Annotated in this window: 14 protein-coding genes and 2 pseudogenes; 10 read left to right on the top strand and 6 right to left on the bottom strand. The window is 68.8% G+C overall.

Translation table 11 applies throughout. From position 1 onward, the window contains the following. Positions 1-89 precede the first annotated feature (89 nt). Positions 90-965: pseudogene (locus tag AB0A61_RS37270) on the bottom strand (IS630 family transposase); the annotation flags it as partial. A 39-nt stretch (positions 966-1,004) separates the two neighbouring features. Then, entirely contained in the window at positions 1,005-2,096 is a 1,092-nt protein-coding gene (locus AB0A61_RS37275; RefSeq protein ID WP_361302867.1) for an ISL3 family transposase, read from the bottom strand. Positions 2,097-2,444: 348 nt separating this feature from the next. On the opposite strand from AB0A61_RS37275, the gene AB0A61_RS37280 reads away from it, so the two are divergent. Next, positions 2,445-3,179, top strand: coding sequence for an alpha/beta hydrolase (locus AB0A61_RS37280; RefSeq protein ID WP_361302870.1), 735 nt, complete (start codon positions 2,445-2,447; stop codon positions 3,177-3,179). 1,194 nt (positions 3,180-4,373) lie between these two features. Here the strand turns inward: AB0A61_RS37280 and AB0A61_RS37285 are convergent. After that, positions 4,374-5,096: a hypothetical protein gene (locus AB0A61_RS37285; protein WP_361302873.1), complete on the bottom strand. Its 723-nt coding sequence runs from the start codon at positions 5,094-5,096 to the stop codon at positions 4,374-4,376. A 375-nt stretch (positions 5,097-5,471) separates the two neighbouring features. Here AB0A61_RS37285 and AB0A61_RS37290 point away from each other — a divergent pair. From AB0A61_RS37290 to AB0A61_RS37305, 4 genes and pseudogenes are all read left to right on the top strand, one after another. Further along, positions 5,472-6,036: pseudogene (locus tag AB0A61_RS37290) on the top strand (HNH endonuclease family protein). Then, a complete protein-coding gene (locus AB0A61_RS37295; RefSeq protein WP_361302876.1) occupies positions 6,033-6,314 on the top strand; it encodes a hypothetical protein in 282 nt (93 codons plus the stop codon). The pseudogene AB0A61_RS37290 and the gene AB0A61_RS37295 overlap by 4 nt, the downstream one beginning before the upstream one ends. A gap of 176 nt (positions 6,315-6,490) precedes the next feature. Further along, positions 6,491-8,929 (top strand): AAA family ATPase, encoded by a 2,439-nt coding sequence (locus tag AB0A61_RS37300; RefSeq protein ID WP_361302879.1) that lies wholly within the window; start codon positions 6,491-6,493, stop codon positions 8,927-8,929. Beyond that, entirely contained in the window at positions 8,922-10,313 is a 1,392-nt protein-coding gene (locus AB0A61_RS37305; protein WP_361302882.1) for a PE-PGRS family protein, read from the top strand. The genes AB0A61_RS37300 and AB0A61_RS37305 overlap by 8 nt, the downstream gene beginning before the upstream one ends. A 102-nt stretch (positions 10,314-10,415) precedes the next feature. Here the strand turns inward: AB0A61_RS37305 and AB0A61_RS37310 are convergent, their stop codons facing one another. Next, positions 10,416-11,327, bottom strand: a complete 912-nt coding sequence (locus AB0A61_RS37310) for a hypothetical protein (protein WP_361302885.1) — start codon at positions 11,325-11,327, stop codon at positions 10,416-10,418. A gap of 302 nt (positions 11,328-11,629) precedes the next feature. Here AB0A61_RS37310 and AB0A61_RS37315 point away from each other — a divergent pair, with 302 nt between their 5' ends. Further along, a complete protein-coding gene (locus AB0A61_RS37315) occupies positions 11,630-12,073 on the top strand; it encodes a hypothetical protein (RefSeq protein ID WP_361302888.1) in 444 nt (147 codons plus the stop codon). 3 nt (positions 12,074-12,076) lie between these two features. Then, the gene (locus tag AB0A61_RS37320; protein ID WP_361302891.1) at positions 12,077-13,039 is read left to right on the top strand and encodes a hypothetical protein; all 963 of its coding nucleotides are present in this window, start codon (positions 12,077-12,079) and stop codon (positions 13,037-13,039) included. A gap of 417 nt (positions 13,040-13,456) precedes the next feature. Here the strand turns inward: AB0A61_RS37320 and AB0A61_RS37325 are convergent, their stop codons facing one another. Further along, a complete protein-coding gene (locus AB0A61_RS37325; RefSeq protein ID WP_361302894.1) occupies positions 13,457-14,227 on the bottom strand; it encodes a transposase in 771 nt (256 codons plus the stop codon). 35 nt (positions 14,228-14,262) lie between these two features. Here AB0A61_RS37325 and AB0A61_RS37330 point away from each other — a divergent pair, with 35 nt between their 5' ends. Together AB0A61_RS37330 and AB0A61_RS37335 are read left to right on the top strand one after the other, a co-directional pair. Further along, positions 14,263-14,739 (top strand): hypothetical protein, encoded by a 477-nt coding sequence (locus tag AB0A61_RS37330; RefSeq protein WP_361302897.1) that lies wholly within the window; start codon positions 14,263-14,265, stop codon positions 14,737-14,739. A gap of 1,051 nt (positions 14,740-15,790) precedes the next feature. After that, complete coding sequence (locus AB0A61_RS37335; protein WP_361302900.1) at positions 15,791-15,919, top strand: hypothetical protein; 129 nt, start codon at positions 15,791-15,793, stop codon at positions 15,917-15,919. A 428-nt stretch (positions 15,920-16,347) separates the two neighbouring features. On the opposite strand, the gene AB0A61_RS37340 is transcribed toward AB0A61_RS37335, so the two are convergent. After that, the gene (locus AB0A61_RS37340; protein ID WP_361302903.1) at positions 16,348-16,650 is read right to left on the bottom strand and encodes a hypothetical protein; all 303 of its coding nucleotides are present in this window, start codon (positions 16,648-16,650) and stop codon (positions 16,348-16,350) included. Between the two features lie 210 nt (positions 16,651-16,860). On the opposite strand from AB0A61_RS37340, the gene AB0A61_RS37345 reads away from it, so the two are divergent. Then, a partial coding sequence (locus tag AB0A61_RS37345; RefSeq protein ID WP_361302976.1) for an ATP-binding protein occupies positions 16,861-18,138 on the top strand: 1,278 nt, incomplete at its 3' end.

Below are 18,138 nucleotides of genomic sequence, written 5' to 3' on the forward strand. Positions count from 1 at the left end.
TGACCACAGAGCTCAAACGGCTCCGGTGTGGGCAGTGCTCACCTGCTGGCGGCCACGGCACCGAGTCTCTACGACCCGGCAGCTCCCATTAGGTGCGGGGAGAAGTTGTCGAGCACGATGGCGATGCGGATCTCGGGCGGGTGGAGGCTGCGCAAGTAGCGGCAGAACTCCAAGAACCTGGTCCGGTTCTTCTTCGGCTTGATGTGGCCGTAGAGCTTGTCCCGGGCCAGGTCGTAGGCGGCGAACAGGTGGCGGACCCCGTGCGGGCGGGTGTAGGTCGCCCGCCTGCGGGGCCGGGGTGCCCGGTCGGGGTCCTTGTGCCGTCCGCCGCGCTGGGCCCATTGCCGCCCGGGGCGGGGCTGGAGGTTGAGCGGGCCGAACTCGTCGAGGCATAAGACGACGTCGGGTTCGTCGTCCTCGGGTATGACCTCGCCGTCGGCGATCGCGTAGAGGTGCTCGACGCGGGCCTTCTTGGTCGCGTAGTCGGGGTCGCGTGAGCTCTTCCAGGTCTTCACGCGTTGAAACGAGACGCCCTCCTCGCGGAGCAGGGCTCGAAGGCCCTCGTGGCTGATGTCGTCGACCACCCCCTCGGCGACCAGGAAGTCGGCCAGCTTGGCCAGACTCCAGGTCGAGAACGGCAGGCCGTGCTCGGCCGGCTTGGACTTGGCGATCTTCTTGATCTCCCGGCGTTCGGGGAGGCTGAAGGTCTTGGGCCGACCGCCCTTGTACTTCGGATAGAGCGAGTCGAACCCGTCCGCGTTGAAGTTGTGGATCACATCTCTGACCCGGTCGTCGCTGGTGAACGTCACCTCAGCGATCTTCGTCACCGACATGCCCTGCGCGGACAACAGCACCATCTGGGCCCGCCGCCAGGTCACCACCGAACCGGTACCTCTACGGACGATCCGAAGCAACCGCCTGCCCTCGTCGTCATCGATCTCCCGCACGCGCACGCGTTCAGCCACGCGATCATTCTGGCCGTCCGGTGCCGCCCAGCGCAGCAATCAACTGACACTTCGCCGCAGGGCGAACGTTGCCTGATGCGGCACTAGCAGTGCGTGGACGGTGGCGTGAGTGGTGCGGGTGTGGTCGGCGAAACGATGGCCGGTCGGCCATGGCGAGCCGGACGCCTCTTCCTCACGCGCTTGTTGTGGCTCGGGCTCAGGCGCCTGGGGCACCAGGACGTGCAGGCAGCGGCGGTGTTGTGCGACGGTTCGTTCGGCGGCCTCGCTCAGGTTGTGCCACAAGTGCCAACGGTCCGCGACCTGGACGGCCTGCGGCGCTCCGGCGGCGGCGCCTTCCGCGTAGAACGGGGCGCGGTCGCGGCAGATGACTTCGACACCGGGCCGCTGGGCCAGCCACGCGCCCAGCGTTGATGCCTCCCGATCGGGCAGCAGGTCGATGGGCCGCCGGGTTTCGATGTCGATGAGGACGGTGCCGTAGTGGCGGCCCTTGCGGGTGGCGTATTCATCGACCCCGACCACCCGCGGCGCGGGCACTACCGGCTCAGGAAGGGCGTCGACCAAGCGCAAAACCGTGCTGCGGCTGACGGTCACTCCGAAGATGCGCGCCAGGCGGGCGCCGGCCCGGCCGGCCAGGGCAAGGCCGACCGCGGCCAGGGCGGCACGCAGGCGCTCAGTTCGCTGGCCGTGCCTGCGGGTCAGGCCGGGTATCTGCTCGACGAAGGTGCGTCGCGCGCACACCGTGTCCTCGCAGGCGAACCGGCGAACTCGTAACTGGAGTACGACGCTTCGTCCGGCGCTTGGGACATCAGCGGGAAACCGCAGGTAGGACCCGTGAACCCGACTGGACCATGTCCCGCAGCCCGGGCAAACGGCGCCCGCCGCAGTGCACTGCGCGTCGACACGTACTGTCTCGATGTTCACGTCCACCGACAGCACCGCGACGTCCGCGATCGACGGGAACAACAGCTCCTCCAGCCGGAGCACGACCTCTTCCACGCCCCCGAACTGTCGACCCAACCGGCTTGACCACGGCCCATTTTCAGGCGACTTCGGGTAGTCCTCGCGACCCGTGTCGTTACTTAGAGTAGCCGGGTCACAGAAGTTGAGCCAGAACCCGAGAACAGGCAGCATCAGTACATGAGATTGGGCGGCGTCGGCGGCGCGTCGTGTTCGATGTTCATGAGAAACGACACCGCCCCCAGCGCGCCCCGCCGTCGCAGGGCCTCGCCTCAGGAAGCCGCGATGAGGCCCCAGCCTCTGCGTAGTGTTCCGGCTCCTTGGCATCCGGCCAGGGAGCCGGCGCAGGAAACCGTTTGGCGGACCACCGCGACCACTGCTACGTTTCCGGAGGCCGTGCGAGAGAACGAGGAGGTGGTACCCGTGAACGTATCGACATGGGTGCTCTCCTCCGGGGTCACGGTCGGGCGATAGGTCGTCGTCAGGGAGCGCCGTTCCAGTGCACTCCCGAAAGGCACGACCATGCACTTCACTTCTGAACAGCGACTTGACGACGGCGTCCTCGAGCGCGAATTCACCCTCGGCGAGATTCCCGGCATCGTGTGGACGCCCGCGTCCGCATCCGCACCGGTCCCGCTGATTCTGCTCGGCCCCCCGCCGCTCGGACTGCGCAAGGTTTACCCCCGACTGGTGGCGCGGGCCCGGCACGCCGCGGCGGATGGCTTCGCCACGGCTACCATCGAGCTCCCCGGCAGCGGCGACCGGCCCCGTTGGGCCGCCGCCGAGCAGGCCCTCGCCGACCTGCGCCGGGCGATGGAGGCCAGCAAGCCGGTCACCGACGAGATCATCGACGCCCTCATCCTCCCGCTCGTCGACAAGTCGGTCCCGGAATGGCGGGCCGCCCTGGACGCCCTCCTTGCGCTGCCCGAGATCGGCGGCCCGGTCGGCTACTCGGGAGGAGTGATCTCCATCGGCATCCGGCTCGCGGTGGTCGAGCCGCGCATCGTGGCCGCCGGTCTCTTCGCCGGGAGTTTCGTGCCTCGCACCATGTTCGAGGAGGCCCGCCAAGTTACCATTCCGCTGCACGTTCTGCTGCAGTGGGACGACGAAGGGAACGACCGGCAGGCGGCCCTGGACCTGTTCGACGCCTTCGGCTCCAAGGAGAAGACGCTGAACGCCAACATGGGCGGGCACACCGGCGTCCCGCAGTCCGCGGGGGACGCCGCGGCCCAGTTCTTCGCCCGGCACCTGAAGTGAGGCCGGGCCGTCAGGCCACCAGTCGACGGTAAGCCGTGTTGGCCAGGATGTCCCTCGTAGAGGGCACGTCCCGGCGCTCCTCTGCTGTTCATGCCGCAGGCCCCTGCCAACTCGGCAGGGGCCTGCGCTGCCCGAAGCCGTGAACTGTTCGAATTTTTGGAGTGCTTCGGGTGCTGCCCAATCTCGTGTCCAGGTGCTGTCGGCTCTCGTGGACAAAGCCACTCAACCTTGGTGCGGGAAATGCACCCACCGTTCGCCACGTGCTCGCAGGTTCCGTCGGTAGCCCGCCTTCACACAGGGGGTGCAGTCCCCCGTCGACTACTGGATCGGACGGTTGACCGCCCTCTGCCTCGACGAACACGGCGGGAACGTCACCGCCCTGCTGCAAGCTGCCGCGTGCTGGCTGGATGCGGGGTTCGAGGATGGTCTGACCGCGCGCAGGGAGCCATGGAGCACCCTTGCCACCGCCCCTTGGCTTGGCGGCACGACTGGCTGAGTCGGCCAGGACCGTTTCCGGCGGCACTGGGGCGGTCGAGGGGCAGGCGCCGGAGACGTTCAGCGTGGGGTCGAGCTTTATGGGCGCATTTACGCAGGCTGCAGCGCAGGGCCCGCGCCTTGGCGCACAGCGGGGGTGTGCCAAGGCGCGGGCCCTCGTGGGCAGACGGTGTCAGTCGGTCGGCATGGGCACGTCGATGTAGTCCCGGCTCACCGCCCCACTGGCCCTTGTGCGCGCCGTAGTAGGGCTTCACGTAGCCCCAGTTGCCCTTGTAGCAGGCCCAGTAGATGCCCTGCCCGTTGTTGAGCAGTCCGAGGCTGGTGTAGCCCTTGCCGGGCCCGGTGCGGAAGTTGACGGTGGCGGTGACCTGGGTGTCGAGCCGGACCTGCCTGGTGCACGCGTTGGAGCCCGTCGCCGCGCTCGCCGGCGAGGCCGCGGCGAGCGACAGCCCGAGAACCGAGGAGGCGGCCACGGCCGTGGCTACTGCCACGCTCCGGACCCGGCGCGCGGGTGCGGTACGGCGGAGTACGGACGGAAACGGCACGGCAATCTCCCCGTTTGATCGGTGGTGGTGCAGGGAGCCTGCAAGCGAGCAGCAGCCCACAGCCGGTGTGGCGCCCGGGTGTGCCAGGGCCCGACATGGTGATCGTGGCTGCCGTTCCGTGAGGTGGGAACGCTGCCTTGCGGTCCGCTCCCCCTCACACGGCGGCCGGTGCGGCCGCAGGTGTGGTGGGGGCCGAGAGCAGCAGCGCGCACAGGGCGGCGGCCGTCAGCGGGACGGCGAAGTAGCCGCCGAGCGGTCCGGCCAGGGCGGTGCCGCCGGCCAAGCCCAGGCGGATCGCGCTGGACGTCCAGCCGACCGCCTCGGTCGACGTGCCCGGTGGGGCGGCCGAGGTGACGGTCAGGCCGGCCACCGTCAGCAGGGCGACGAACAAGGCGCCCGGAAGCATCGCCAGGGCGAGGACTGCCGGGGCCGGGAGCGGTGCGAGCAGGGGGAGCCAGCAGGCCGCGAACACCGTGCCCAGCAGCAGGAGATGACACGGCCGGGGGGCGGTGGTGGGCTGGAAGCGGGCGAACAGGACGCCGCCGAGCAGCCCGGCGGCGGAGAACATCGCGGGCAGCGCGCCCGCCAGCCAGGACGCGTTCCGAGACGTGCTGCGCCACCCATATTGCAGCCGCTTGCTGATCGCGTCAGTGACCGGCCGCATGCCATGGCTGAGGCCCCGCGAGGCGGACCGGCGAGGGGAAATGCCGCGCCACAGGCCCTGGGTGGAGGAGTCCAGGGTGTAGGCGGTGCGCACGTGCGCGGCGTCGGGCAGCACGGCGTGCCACAGCGATCGGAGCCCGCCCTCCAGCGGCGGGCACCCGGCTCCGGCCAGGGCGACGCACACGGCGGTGAGCGGCAAGTGGGAGGTACCCACCAGGGCCACAGTGCCCAGAGCCTCTGCCGCCCCGCCACGGCGATGGCGGCAACGTCGAGGGCACCGGCCGTGGCGCCGAGGAAGACCAGGGAGGTCAGCAGGAGCCGCATGCCGGGCGGGCACAGCACGCCGAGCCGGTCCCGGCGGCGTGGCACGGCGCGCCAGGTGCGGGCGGGACGGGCGGTGGCGAAGGCGACGGAGCCGGCCACGGTGACGGCGGCCGCCAGAGCGAGGGCCGCGGCCGGGGAGAGCCAGGTGGCCATCGCGATGGCCAGAGCGGGGCCGGTGACGTAGACAGCGCTACTCGCCCCCGTCAGCTCCACTCCCGCGGCTGCGGTCGCAGTGCCCGCCACCCACGTGGCCGGTGCCCCGAACGTGCGCCGGGATCTCCCCCAGCCGCCTCCGGCCGAGGTCGTCCGCAAGGAACTCAGTGAACTCACCGTCGCCGCCCCACATCCGATGACCGGCTACTCCCGCGCGAAGTTCCCGCACTGGATCACTCAATACGGCACCTGCGACACCCGTGAGGTCGTCCTCGCCCGCGACGGCCAGGACGTCGTCCAAGACGAGAAGTGCCGCGCCGCCTCCGGCGTCTGGTACAGCGCCTACGACGGGAAGGTCTCCACAAGGCCGTCCACCGAGGTCGACATCGACCACGTCGTCCCCCTGGCCAACGGATGGCGCTCCGGTGCGGATGAGTGGACCACCGCCAAGCGGCCAGTTCGCCAACGACCTCACCAATCCGCAGCTGATCGCTGTGTCGGCGAGTTCGAACCGGCAGAAGGGCGACCAGTCCCCCGACCAATGGGCGCCGCCGCTGCGCTCCTACTGGTGCACGTACGCGCGTGCCTGGACCCACGTGAAGTACGTGTACGAGCTGAACATCACCGAGGCGGAGAGGAACAAGCTGGACGAGATGCTGGACACCTGCCCCGCATGAACACCAGCCCGGACACCAACGCCTACACCGACAGCGTCACTGCCGGGCCCGGCGGGGCGATGACCGACGACGTCGGCGTCATCACCGGTGACCTCACCGTCCGCACCACCCTCGCCGGCGACGGGCGCAGCGCGCACGTCGCCGTGCAGTACACCGGCGCCGAGGAGTGGTACACCCTCACCGGCAGCCCCGCCCCCATCCCTAGAGGGGGCCTGGCGGCCTACCACCGGGACCTCCTCGGGCGTATCCGGCGGGGCCAGGGCGCTACAGCCACCTGAACCGCCTCCTTCGCGCAGTGGCTTCGAAGAAGCGCGCACTCCCGACCGCAGTGCTCGACGGCCTGCCAGTCAGGCGGTGACCCGCCCGGACGAGGTATTCCTGCCCGCCTTCGCCGCTCCGGGCGAAAAGTGGACGGCGGCGGGTACGCTGCGCCGAAGTGCGCCATAGTGACGGCATGGATCAGGACGCTCTGGCAACCGCTGTGGCTGCCTTCAACCGTGCCTCATATGCCCAGGAGTTGGCGGAGGCCGAGGAGCAGCGGCAGCGAATATTTCGTGAGTTTCCTCTGGAGAGTTGGCCGGAGTTGCCGCTTGAGCGGTATGCGTTGGGGTTCGCCGACCGTCAGAAGCGGGGTGCGCCCTTCTGTGCTCGGATGGAGTTTCATACCGATGCGCTCGGCAGCATCAGGGGTGGCGCCGCCGGCAAGCACATCATGTTCCTGCACCGTAGCGGAGAGTGGAAGCTATCCGCGCCGCTGAAGGGAATGAGCCCCGAGGCTACGTACTTCCCAGACGACTTTCTCCCCGTCTACTCCAGCGATCACCTGCGGCACTTCATTGCTCTCCTCGGCGGATCCCCCTCTGGTGCGCCGGCCTGGCGCCTGAACCGGCGGCTGCGCGAGTTGGTACTGGCGCGGCCCGAGCTGGAGAACTGGAGCTCGCATGAGGTCATGCGTCTGCTGTACGAGGCATTCGACCCGCGGCCGCAGTCCCCGACTCTCCTCAAGGTCGCACCGGGACAGCAGGCCTCCTACTGGGATTTTTGCCTGAACAACGGCTACATCTGTGTGGCTTGGGGAGAGGTGGGGAACCTCGCCGAGTACGGCAGTGACTCGGAGCTCCGCGAAGCACTCACCGAGTACTGGCCGAAGCAAGCAGGCGGGCATGTGGCCCTTGCCCGCCGACTACTGGCTTACCGCGATCTCAAACCTGGCGACCGCATCGTCGCGAACCGCGGGCTGTCCGAGGTGCTGGCCGTGGGGACGGTGACGGACGCTGGGTACAGCTACGACGAGGCGCTGTCGACCGAGGCGCCCCATCTGGTCGGCGTCTCGTGGGACACCTCGTACGCTCAGACCCTTGACTCGCCGCAGAACGGATGGCGACAGACGTTCGGCCCGGTCAGTCAGAAGCTGTGGAAGCAATTGCAGGCACGACGGCAGGCGGGTTCGACACCGCGCGGTGCTTCGTCCGCGGACTCCGTCCGCCTGGACGTCGCCGATGCTCCAGACATAGCAGTCCCTCCCCAGGTCAGCCGGGTCATCGACGCGCTTGAGCGCAAGGGGCAGGTCATCCTCTATGGCCCGCCCGGTACTGGGAAGACCCGCCTTGCCCTGAGCTCAGCCCTGGCCCTGACCGGCAGGCCAGACAGGATCGACGCGCCCGCAACGGAGCGCCAGGACGCCGTGCAGGCGATGATGTCGCCGGCCCTCCGAGCGTCCGAGCGGCCTGCGGTATGGCTGTACGTCGCCAGCCGGAACAAGAGCAACTGGTGCTGGGACGATCTGAAGAAAGAGGGCAGCGCGACCCTTTGGAAGGGCCGACTCGCCCGCAACTTCGAGCAGATGCAGCCCGGCGACCTCGTGGTGGGATACGAAAGCGCACCCACGATGAAGGCCGTCGCTCTGGGCCGCATCACCGACATCGACCTGTCCAACGAGGACGAGTGTTTGAGCGTTGAGTGGGTCCGCCCGCTTGACGGCCCCACCTGGGAGGACTTCGACACCGATCCAGTCCTGAGTCTCAGCGAGCCGAAGGTACACCGCATGCAGGGCACCGCATTCCGGCTGACACCGCGCGAGGCCGAGCGGATCCTCGGTGATGCCGAGTGCAAGGACGACACCGGCGCGGCCCAGCCCACGGTCAGCCTCGTGACCTTCCACCCCTCCTACGGTTACGAAGACTTCGTGGAGGGTTTCAAGCCCGCTCCGGCCCGGGCAGGCAGCGGACTGTCTCTGCAGCTCACAGACGGCGTCTTCTTCAATCTCTGCACGACCGCGGCCCAGGAACCCGACCGCACCTTCCTGCTGATCATCGACGAGATCAACCGAGGCGACCTGCCCCGTATCTTCGGGGAGCTGATCACCCTGCTCGAGCCCGACAAGCGCGACCTGCCCGTAGTCCTGCCCGTCAGCAGCCGGTCATTCTCCGTGCCGCCGAATGTGCGCATCATCGGAACGATGAACACGGCGGACCGCAGCGTCGGCCACCTGGACGCAGCGATCCGGCGCCGGTTCGCCTTCATCGAGGTGGGTCCCGACGCGGACGTCATCTCCGGATCAGTAGGGCCGCTGGACTTGGCCGCGTTCTTCGAGGAGCTCAACTCCCGGATCATCCGATTCTTGGACGCCGACCACCAGCTCGGACACGCCTTCTTCCTCCGGGACGGGGAACCCCTCGCCAGCGATACGCACCTCGCCGCTGCCTTCCACGACGACATCGTCCCGCTGCTGGAGGACTACACCCTCGGCAGCGCCGACCTGCTGCGGCACCTGCTCGGCAGGCTAGTCGACCCGCAGACCGGACGCCTCGCGCTGATACCCGCGGACGAGCTAGCCGCCGCGCTCGCCACGGAGTTCACCGCCCAAGGCACAGTCGAGGCACTCGATGGGTGATCACCGCACGCGGCTTGAGGAGATTCGCCTGGGCGAGTACGAGTACCGCGAGGTGCAAAGGGAGCAGCTGACCGACACGGATCTGAGCCACCTGCGCTCGCTCACGGACCAGCGGTGCCTGCGGGTGTCCGAGACGCGGTACGGCTGGCGCATCGAGGCGCTGTCGACGGTGGGGGTGCTGGTACTCGACCACATCCGACTGGTCATCGAACCCAAGACTGCCGTGGACGGCAACCGCCTGATCAGCTGGCTGTGCTACGCCCTCCACCTCCCCCTCCCCCACGCGGCGACCCTCCGCAGATGGGACACCGACCCTGCCGGATTCACGGACCTAGTCATCTCCGCCCTGGTCGCGGAGTGCCGCATGCTCCTCCTCGGCGGCCTGCGCCGGGACTACGTCCGCCGCGACCTGGTCGAACCGGTGCTGCGGGGACGACTGGACCTTGCCGCACAGGTCTGCCGACGGTACGGCCAACTCGACCGGCTCCACCTGCGCGCCTTCGAACGGGACGCCGCCATCTGGGAGAACGAGGTGTGCGGCGCCGCACTCCATATTGGCGCCCGACTCGCCGACCGCCACGAGCTGGCACGAGCGGCAGCCGACACGGCCGCCCTCTTTCCCAGGCCTACCAACCGCGCCGCAGCCGTACAGATGCTCGCGAGAGCCAGGTACACACGACTGAATGCACGCTACCGCCCCGCCCACGCCTGGGCCCGGCTGCTCCTCGACGGTGGCGGCGTCGACGACCTGCTGGTCGACACCGGGCACACCGCCGACTCCCTGCTGCTACGGATGGAGACTCTGTGGGAGGCCGTCGTCCGGCGGATGACGATCGAGGTAGCCGCCGAGATATCCGGACACCCGGTGCCTTCCACCGGCGGCACGGCGATCAAGGTAACCGGTGACCTCTCCTCCCACTCCCCCTTCCGCCCCGACGTTCTGCTGCACTTCGCGGGCGCGCAGCCCATGCTCTTGGCCGTGGATGCCAAGTACAAGCGCTACGACAGCAGGTCCGTCTCGGCCGGTGACATCCACCAGATGCTCACCTACATTGCGGGATACTGTCCCGAGGGCACCGGCGCAGCCGTGCTCGTCCACCCCTCCCCCACCGGTGCCACGCACCGCCGTCTGCGGGTAACAGCACCCCGTGGACAGCTCGCCGAGCTCCACGTGGCGGGGATCGATGTACGCCTGCCGCCACAGGACGCCGAAAAGGCCCTGGCCCATGTCCTCGCCCCCACCCTCCACAGCATCGGCCACCCCCATGCGGCAGCCAGGAGGACGCCGCAGCCGCGCGCAGCGGAGGCGGGGAGCGGGCCCGCTCCCCGCCTGGTCCCCACCGCCGGGAAGCTGAGACCTCCTCACCGGGATGAGCCACCATGAAGTTCCCCCTTCAGCGGGGGCAGCGGGTAGTTACGGTATTTGCGCCGCGTTCGTGCGCTGCGCCGTCGAACGCGGTGAACTGGAGGATTGCCCGGTACAGCGTCACCGGCCCTCCTTGGCGGCCGTGCCGGTCTCTCCGGCGAACGGGGAGGGGGAGTGGGCGATGACGTCCGGGTGCAGGGTGGGCGCGATCTCTTCCAGGTCGGGGTGGGTGGCGGCGACCTCGCGCAGCACGCGGATGAAGGTGACGTGGTCGAGTCCGCGGCCGGTGCGGGAGAGGAGCAGCGGGCCTTCGGTCTCGGTGGAGTGCGGGGCCTTGTGGGTGCGCACCGGCAGGTACTCGTCCAGCGCCCACACCAGCGGGCGGGGGATGGGGGTGAGCGGGCCGACGGCGGAGGCGCTGTTGTTCTTCACCGGCAGTCGCCAGGCGGGCCCGGCGGCGTTGTCGCGCTGGATGTACTGCATGACGACGGCGATGGACTGGCCCGGGCGCAGGCCTGCGAGGGTCATGTAGGTGGCGAGGCGGGCGCGTTCGGGGTGGGGGCCGCGGTAGCGGTCGGCGGCGGTGCGCAGGGCGTCGGTCTGGAAGCGGGTGAGGCTCTCGCGGGCGGCCGGCGGGGTGGGCCCGGCGAGCGCACGGCGCGGGGGGAGGTTCCAGCGGGCGGCGCCGAGGTCGTCCTCGCAGTGGGCGTAGGAGGAGCGGACGGCGGAGACGGCGCGGCCGCGGGAGGCGGCCAGCGGGCTGCCGTCGAACGCGGTGAGCCTTGAGGCCCAGTCCTGGACGTGCAGGGGCTCGAAGTGCCAGACGAGATCGCCGATGTAGGTGAACCAGTCCTGCTTCCAGCCGGGCGGGGCGTCGATCCCGGCGAGGTAGAGGCCGTAGCGGTACTTGGTGTCCTCGTCCCAGACGCGGCCGGTGACCTCTTGGCCGTCGGGCCGGACGTACGCTCCAGCGGGCCAGCCGTGCAGGATCGCGTACGGGTCCGGGGCCTGGGGTGAGCAAGGTCGCCGCACTCCGCTGTTCCCCGAGGCCGGACTTCACCCCGCTGCGCAAGCAGCACATGACCGCGGCTGGCCTGGGTCGGGCTGCCTGAAGCGTCGGGGGCGCTTTTCGCTGCCGGTGGTGGGGCCTCCGGGGGCGCGGTGGTGGGCGGGAACCGGCAGCTGTGACTGTGTGTATATGAGACAAAGACGATGTGTACGCGCCGGTATGGCGCTACGGTCGCAGGCCTGACCAGCATGCAGCAGGCGACAGTTGGGGGCGTGAGGTGCTGCCTGAGACGTTGACGGCACTGGCCGCAGCGGGGGGTGCCGCCGTGGCGCAGGCGGCGGGAAGCAACGAGTGGGAAGCACTGCGCAGTCGACTGGCGTGGTGGCTCGGCCGCGGGGATGCAGAACGCGAGCGCGGGGAGCTGGAGCGGCTGGACCGCAGTGCGGCCGAGCTCGCCGCTGCCGCCATGGCTGATCGGGCCAAGGCACGACAGGAGGCCGCATGGCAGACCCGCATCGAGACCGTGTTGGAAAGCCTGGACGACGATGATCAGCGTGCCCAGGCCGCCGCGCAGCTGCAGCAGCTACTGGCGGCGGCTGCCCCCTCGGCTTCTGGTGCGGGATGGGTGGTATCTGGCAACACCTTTGACGGCCCGAGTGCGATCCAGGCCGGCAACCACAACTGGCAGGACGTCCACTTCGGGAGCATCAGGCACACCTCGCCCGGACCAGAGAACGAGCCGGACGACGACTGGCCGCAGGAGACGTAATCCGTGGGTGATATCGCCAAGGGTGTCCTTGGGGGCGGATGGGCCCTGGTCGTCGGCTGGATCCTGCCCGCCGCACTCAATCTCGCGGTGTTCTTCTTCGCTGTCGCGCCCAGCCTGCGCCGGACCGCGGCCGTGGAGCGTGTCTGGCCCAGCTCGGCGAGTCAGACAACCTTGCTATTGCTCTGCACCGCCGTTCTCTTCGGCATCGTACTCAATGCTCTCCAGACCCCTCTCTATCGGATCCTTGAGGGTTATCTGCTCTGGCCGCGCGGCGCATACGACCGTGGGTGCCGACGACAGCGGGCCCGCAAGGAGCGGATCGCTGATCTGATCACCCGCCCAGAAGGCCGTACTTCGGTGCAGCGTGCCCTTCTCCGCGAGCAGTTGGCTCGCTACCCAGCGGATGATGATCAGATCGCCCCGACCCGGCTCGGCAATGCGATCCGTCGCTTCGAGGAATACGGCCACAACCGCTTCCGCCTTGACACCCAGGTGCTGTGGAACGAACTGAGCGCCGCCGCACCCGCGCAAGCACGCCGTCAAGTGGAAACAGCACGTACCAGCGTGGATTTCTTCGTCGCATTGCTGTATGGGCACGGGGTGGTGGCGACGCTTGCCCTTCTGACCCTGACGTCAGCCGGAGCCGAGCGGTCCCTGCTGATCGTCACCGCCATCGCGCTGTGTGCGCTCATTCCGCTGTGGTATCGCTCCGCGGTGTACTCCACCGACGAGTGGGCCGCCGCGGTACGGGCCATGGTCAACTTGGGCCGTAAACCGCTGGCTGAAGCTCTCGGACTCGTACTGCCGCAGCAACTGGCCAAGGAGCGCTCCATGTGGCAGCTTGTCACCCGAATGTCCCGGCGTCCTTACCGGGACGCCGCAGACACGGCCTTCGCGCCGTACCGACTTGCGCCACCAGAACCGCACTGCCCGTCGCACTCGCCTGCCCCCGGACCGGAGGTGTGACGTTGGTCGGGGGGCGTTCGCCGCCACCCCGAGCGCCCACGCGCCCAGAGCGAAGTCGGCCAAAGACCTCCAAGGCCCGCGGAGAAGACAGATAATTTGCTTGTCCGGCCAGTCCTCGCTGGCGGGAGCGTAAACGCCCGCCAGGCTGGAGCGACCGTGCCGAAGAAAGCAGACTGACCGATCAAGCCATGCACCGGCCTGGTCGGCTACGGCTGCGTCACCGAGCGGGTCTCACAGCGGGACGGAAAGCTGCTGGTCGGGTCGGCTCCCAGCGTCGCCGCCGAGTTGGTCCGCCGGATTGAACTGATCACCTCCACCATCGAGGGCCGGCAGGTCCCGGTTGTCACCTCGGTCGACTACCTAAGAGCTGTCCCGTAAATGATCTCCGGCAGGCCGGTTGACCAGCTTGTTTCCCCGTCATCCAGCGAGGGTGAGGTTGTACAGGCGGGCGATGCCGAGCATGGCGTGTTGAACACCGTCGCCTTTCAGGCGGCAGTCGCGGAGGATCTTCCAGGTCTTCATCCGGGCGAAGGCGTGCTCGACACGGGCCCGGACCTTGCGGTGGGAGGCGTTGTGTTCCTCCTTCCAGGCCGGGAGTTCAGTCTGGCCGCGTTCGCGGCGGTGCGGGATGACCAGGCCTGTGCCCCGGTAACCGCCGTCTGCGATGACCGTGGTGCGGCCGACGGCGTCCTTGGCGCCGGATAGCTCCCACGCCTTGCAGTCGTTCCGGTTGCCGGGCAGGGGCTGGCCGACGGCGACCACGAGCCGGGTGTCTGCATCGATAATGACCTGGTGGTTGGTCGAGTACCTGTAGTTCTTCGACTGCTCGGCGACTGCATGATCACGGGTCGGTACCAGGGTTCCATCCACGATCAGCACGGTGTCCTTGCGGAACCGCCTGCGCGGCTGGAGCGCGAGTGACGGCCCGAGGTGGTCGACAATGCGATCAGCGGCCGACTTCGAGATGCCGAACAACGGGGCGAGCTGCCGCAGTGTCAGGTTCGTGCGCCAGTATGCGGCGACCAGCAAGACCCGGTCCTCCAGCGGCAGGCTCCACGGCCGGCCCTTGCGGACCGGATCCGCGCCCTCGCGCCGTAGCTCATTGACCAGCTTGCCGAACTGACGCGGGCTCAGCCCGGTGAACGGGGCTATCCAGGACGGCTCGGACGCCGTGATCACACCAGCCACAGCGAGATCGTCTCAAAGATCGACTGCATGGCACGATGACCGCCATGTCAGGTCAGGTCTGGGTGTCACTCATATCGCTGGGCGGCGTTGTCCTCGGCGGCTCGTTGTCCTACCTCGTCCAGCACAGGACTCAACTCTCGGCGGAACGCGCTGAACAGCAACGCCAGCAGATCTCATTGGCGGAGGCCCGGCGTGGGGAACGGCTGGCGCTGCTGGAGCGGTTCATCGAGGTATCGGCAGAGGCCGAACGCTGCGCCTACGCCCGGCCGTCCGAGTGGGATGACACCCACACTTGGTACCTCACGACCCGGGAAATCATGGCCAGGTTCTGGGTCGCGGATCGACTCATCCGTATCCAATTCCCCTTGCCCGTGCACGACGCCGCCCACGCGCACTTCCTCGACCTCAACCGAACGGTGTGGGAAGGCTTGCCCGACGGCGAGAGCGTGCGGGACTACCTGGAGGACAACCGGCTGGCGTTTCTGGACGCGGCTCGCGCGGTCATGGGGTAGCCCACCCGGAGATCTTTTACGGGACAGCCCTTAGGCTGTCCGGGCTGTCCTTGCGGAGAACTACGAGGCCTACGTTGCCGAGTACGGAACCCTGCATAAAGGCGCTACCCATCAAACGGACGTGCATGAAGTGGTTCGGTCGAACCACTTCCGACGCGACCTCTTGCCTTACTTGCCTGACAGCAGTCCACGGCACCCGACCAGCGCGAAGTGCCTGCGGACCCTAGATAAACACAACGGCCGGTGTCAACGCACCAGGCGGTGAAGCGCCGCCAGCCGCCGGCGTATCTGCGGCGGGTCTCGGCGGGGACACCGGAGCCCAGCGGGCCTGGGCACGGCAGCATTGCCGTGATGCCGTAGCTCGCCCCTGGGCTTGGCAGCGGGGAGGGCGGCATGCGTAATCCAGACGCGGTCAAGCACGAGTGCGCCGGCTGCGGCGCCATCACCAAAGTCAACACGAGGACCGGTCGTCTCTACTCTCACCAGCTTCCTGGCAAGATCGCTGTTTGCCCGGCATCAGACAGCGTCGTGACGAATCGTCGGCGCGGGGAACCGCCTCGGCTCCCACCGTTGAGGCCAGCGTCAAACCCAGCACAGCAGCCGACGCGGACTGTCGCGGACGAGCCCTCGACCAGTGTGCGGACAATCCCAGGCGGGCTGCCCGGCCTCGGTAGACGACGCTGACGACCACTTAAGTGACGCTGCAAGCCACGCGGACGTCCAGGCCAGCACATCTGTGCGATCTGGAGAGTGGAGTGAAGCGTTCAACGAATGTGCACCGGCCCTGGGCCTTGCACCGTTCGAGGCGGCCGGCGCTCTCGGACATCTTCAGCGCGCGCACCGAGAGAGTCCTGGTCGCGCTTCTGCCGTCCGCTCCGCTGGCACCGGGTCACCGCCGTAGTCGTAGTAGGAGGGGGCGGCCTACCGCAGCGGACAGCTTTCGATCTCACGAGCTTGTTTCGTCGGCCGGTTCACCGTCCAGCGCGAGCTGACCTACGACGGACTACGCGCCGCCGAGGTCAAGGGCAGCAAGGGCGGGCGCCGCCCCGCCGTGGCGGCCACGAAGGCCGACGACGTCCGCGCCGCGTACCTGGAGGGCCGCTCCATCGCCGCTCTCGCCCGCGACCACGGAGTCAGCCGCGGCGCGATCCGTACGGCCGTCACCGATCTCGGGGGTTGAGGAACATCCATGTCAGATCGTGCGCTAAGCCCTCGCGGCCTCGATTGGCGCTTTGACCTGGGATGATCGTGCGGCGCAGCCTTCGCGGGTCGACGTTGTCGATCTTCGGAGGACCTGGTGTCGGTCGAGTTCCTGTCGGATCAACAGGCAGCCCAGTACGCGGCGTTCAACGGAGCGCCGTCACGTGCGGAGTTGGAGCGGTACTTCTTGGCGTGCTGGTAAGAACCCTGTCACCGATCCTGCTGGCTTATTCCGGGCCCAGCGGTGCTGGCGGCTCGTTGGTCGGGACAGCAGCGGCCGTCTTGGCGTTCCCGGTCGCGGGTGGGGTGTGGAATGGACCCGCGTCAGCCACCTTGCCAGCCTCAGCCTCTCCCTCGCCGCGTGACCGGGTAAGCCAGCAGGATCGTCACCAGCCGCAAACTGGTGGGTCAGGTGAACAGGGCGGCGAGGGCTGCGGTCACGGCGAAGGCGGTGGCGCCGCGGGTGAGGGCGGCGGGGTAGGTGGCGCCGTCCATGCGGGCGAGCTTGCAAGCGCCAGCTGCGGTCAGCAGCGCGACGACGAGCACGAGGGCGGTGGTCAGGAGGACGACAGCGACGGCCACGGCAGACTCCCTGTACACGGTGAGGTGTTGACGCGACCAAAGGTCGTAGAAACGGTGTTCACCGGGGTTCGCCGGGACGAAGATGAACAGTGGCGAACGCATCAGGGCCTCGGGGGCGAGCACGTGCACGACGAACAGAGTCTGAGCGGAGACAGTCCAGCACTCGCCGAATTGCGCACGAGGCTGGCCGATGGGCTGGCCGTAGCCCAGCTGAACCGGACGCAGCTCGCCAAGCAGGCTGATGTGGGGCGTACCAAGGTGTGGGAGGCGCTCACGCCCGGGCAGCCCGTGCCGTCTGCCGCGACGGTGGCGGCGTTGGCCCGCGTGCTGAAGCTGCCGGTGCCCGAACTATTGGAGTTGCGGCGGAAAGCGGTCGATGAGTCAGGCACGGTCACAGTCGGTGGGCCGGGACGTCCGATCCAGGACTGGGACCCGCATGATCTGGAGGTTCACCCTGCCGGGCCCGGCCAGGCCGCTGCGGGCTCCGATACCCCTGTGGTGCGGGTACTACCCGGGTACGTGCCCCGCGAGCATGACCGGATGCTGGCTGATGCGGTACGGGACGCCGCGGCTGGCCGCAGCCGGATCGTGGTCCTGGTGGGCAGCTCGTCGACGGGGAAAACACGGGCCTGCTGGGAGGCCGTGCAGCCCCTCGCCGGTCAGGGGTGGCGACTGTGGCATCCCTTCGATCCGACCCGCGCCCAGGCTGCGTTCGAGGATCTGCACCGTGTCGGGCCGCGCACGGTGGTGTGGCTGAACGAGGCCCAGCACTACCTCGGTGACCGGGCGGTCGGTGAGCGGATCGCGGCGGCCGTGCACCACCTGCTGGTCAGCCCGCAGCGCGGGCCCGTCATCGTGCTGTGCACACTCTGGCCCGAGTACGCACGCCAGTACACGGCTCTGCCCGCACCGGGCGCGGAGGATCCGCACAGCCGCGCGCGGGAGCTGCTCTCCGGCCACACCCTCACCGTTCCCGAGGCCTTCGACTTCCAGGCCCTGGCCGCGGCGGCTGCCCTTGCTGAGGACGGTGACCGGCTGCTGGGCGATGCCCTCACCCGCGCCCGCACCGACGGACGGGTGACCCAGGACCTGGCCGGCGCCCCCGAACTCCTCAACCGCTACCAGCACGCCAGCCCGGCTGCCAAAGCGGTATTGGAAGCGGCGATGGACGCGCGCCGCCTCGGCGTCGGCCTCCACCTTCCCCAGGCCTTCCTCACCGACGCCGCCACCGACTACCTCTCCGACAGCGACTACGACCAGCTCCCCGACGACTGGGCGGAACGGGCCTACGCCGAACTCGCCGAACCTGTCCACGGCAAACAGGCCCCCCTGCGCCGCACCACCCCTCGACCCCCACGGCGCCCACCGACTCCCATCATTGCCGCCGCACCTGTGACCCAGCCGCCTGCGGGGCCACAGGTGCGGCTTGCCGACTACCTCGAAGAACACGGCCGCGCCACCCGCCGCGACCTGTGCCCACCCGCCTCCTTCTGGCACGCCGCCCACACCCACCTGACCCGCCCCGACGACCTGAACAACCTCACCTGGGCAGCCGAACAACGCCACCGCCTGCAATGGGCCTACCACCTCCTCCACCGCGCCGCCGACCACGGCAGC

Source organism: Streptomyces sp. NPDC046197 (genome assembly GCF_040646295.1).
In the GTDB taxonomy this organism is placed as follows: Bacteria; Actinomycetota; Actinomycetes; order Streptomycetales; family Streptomycetaceae; genus Streptomyces.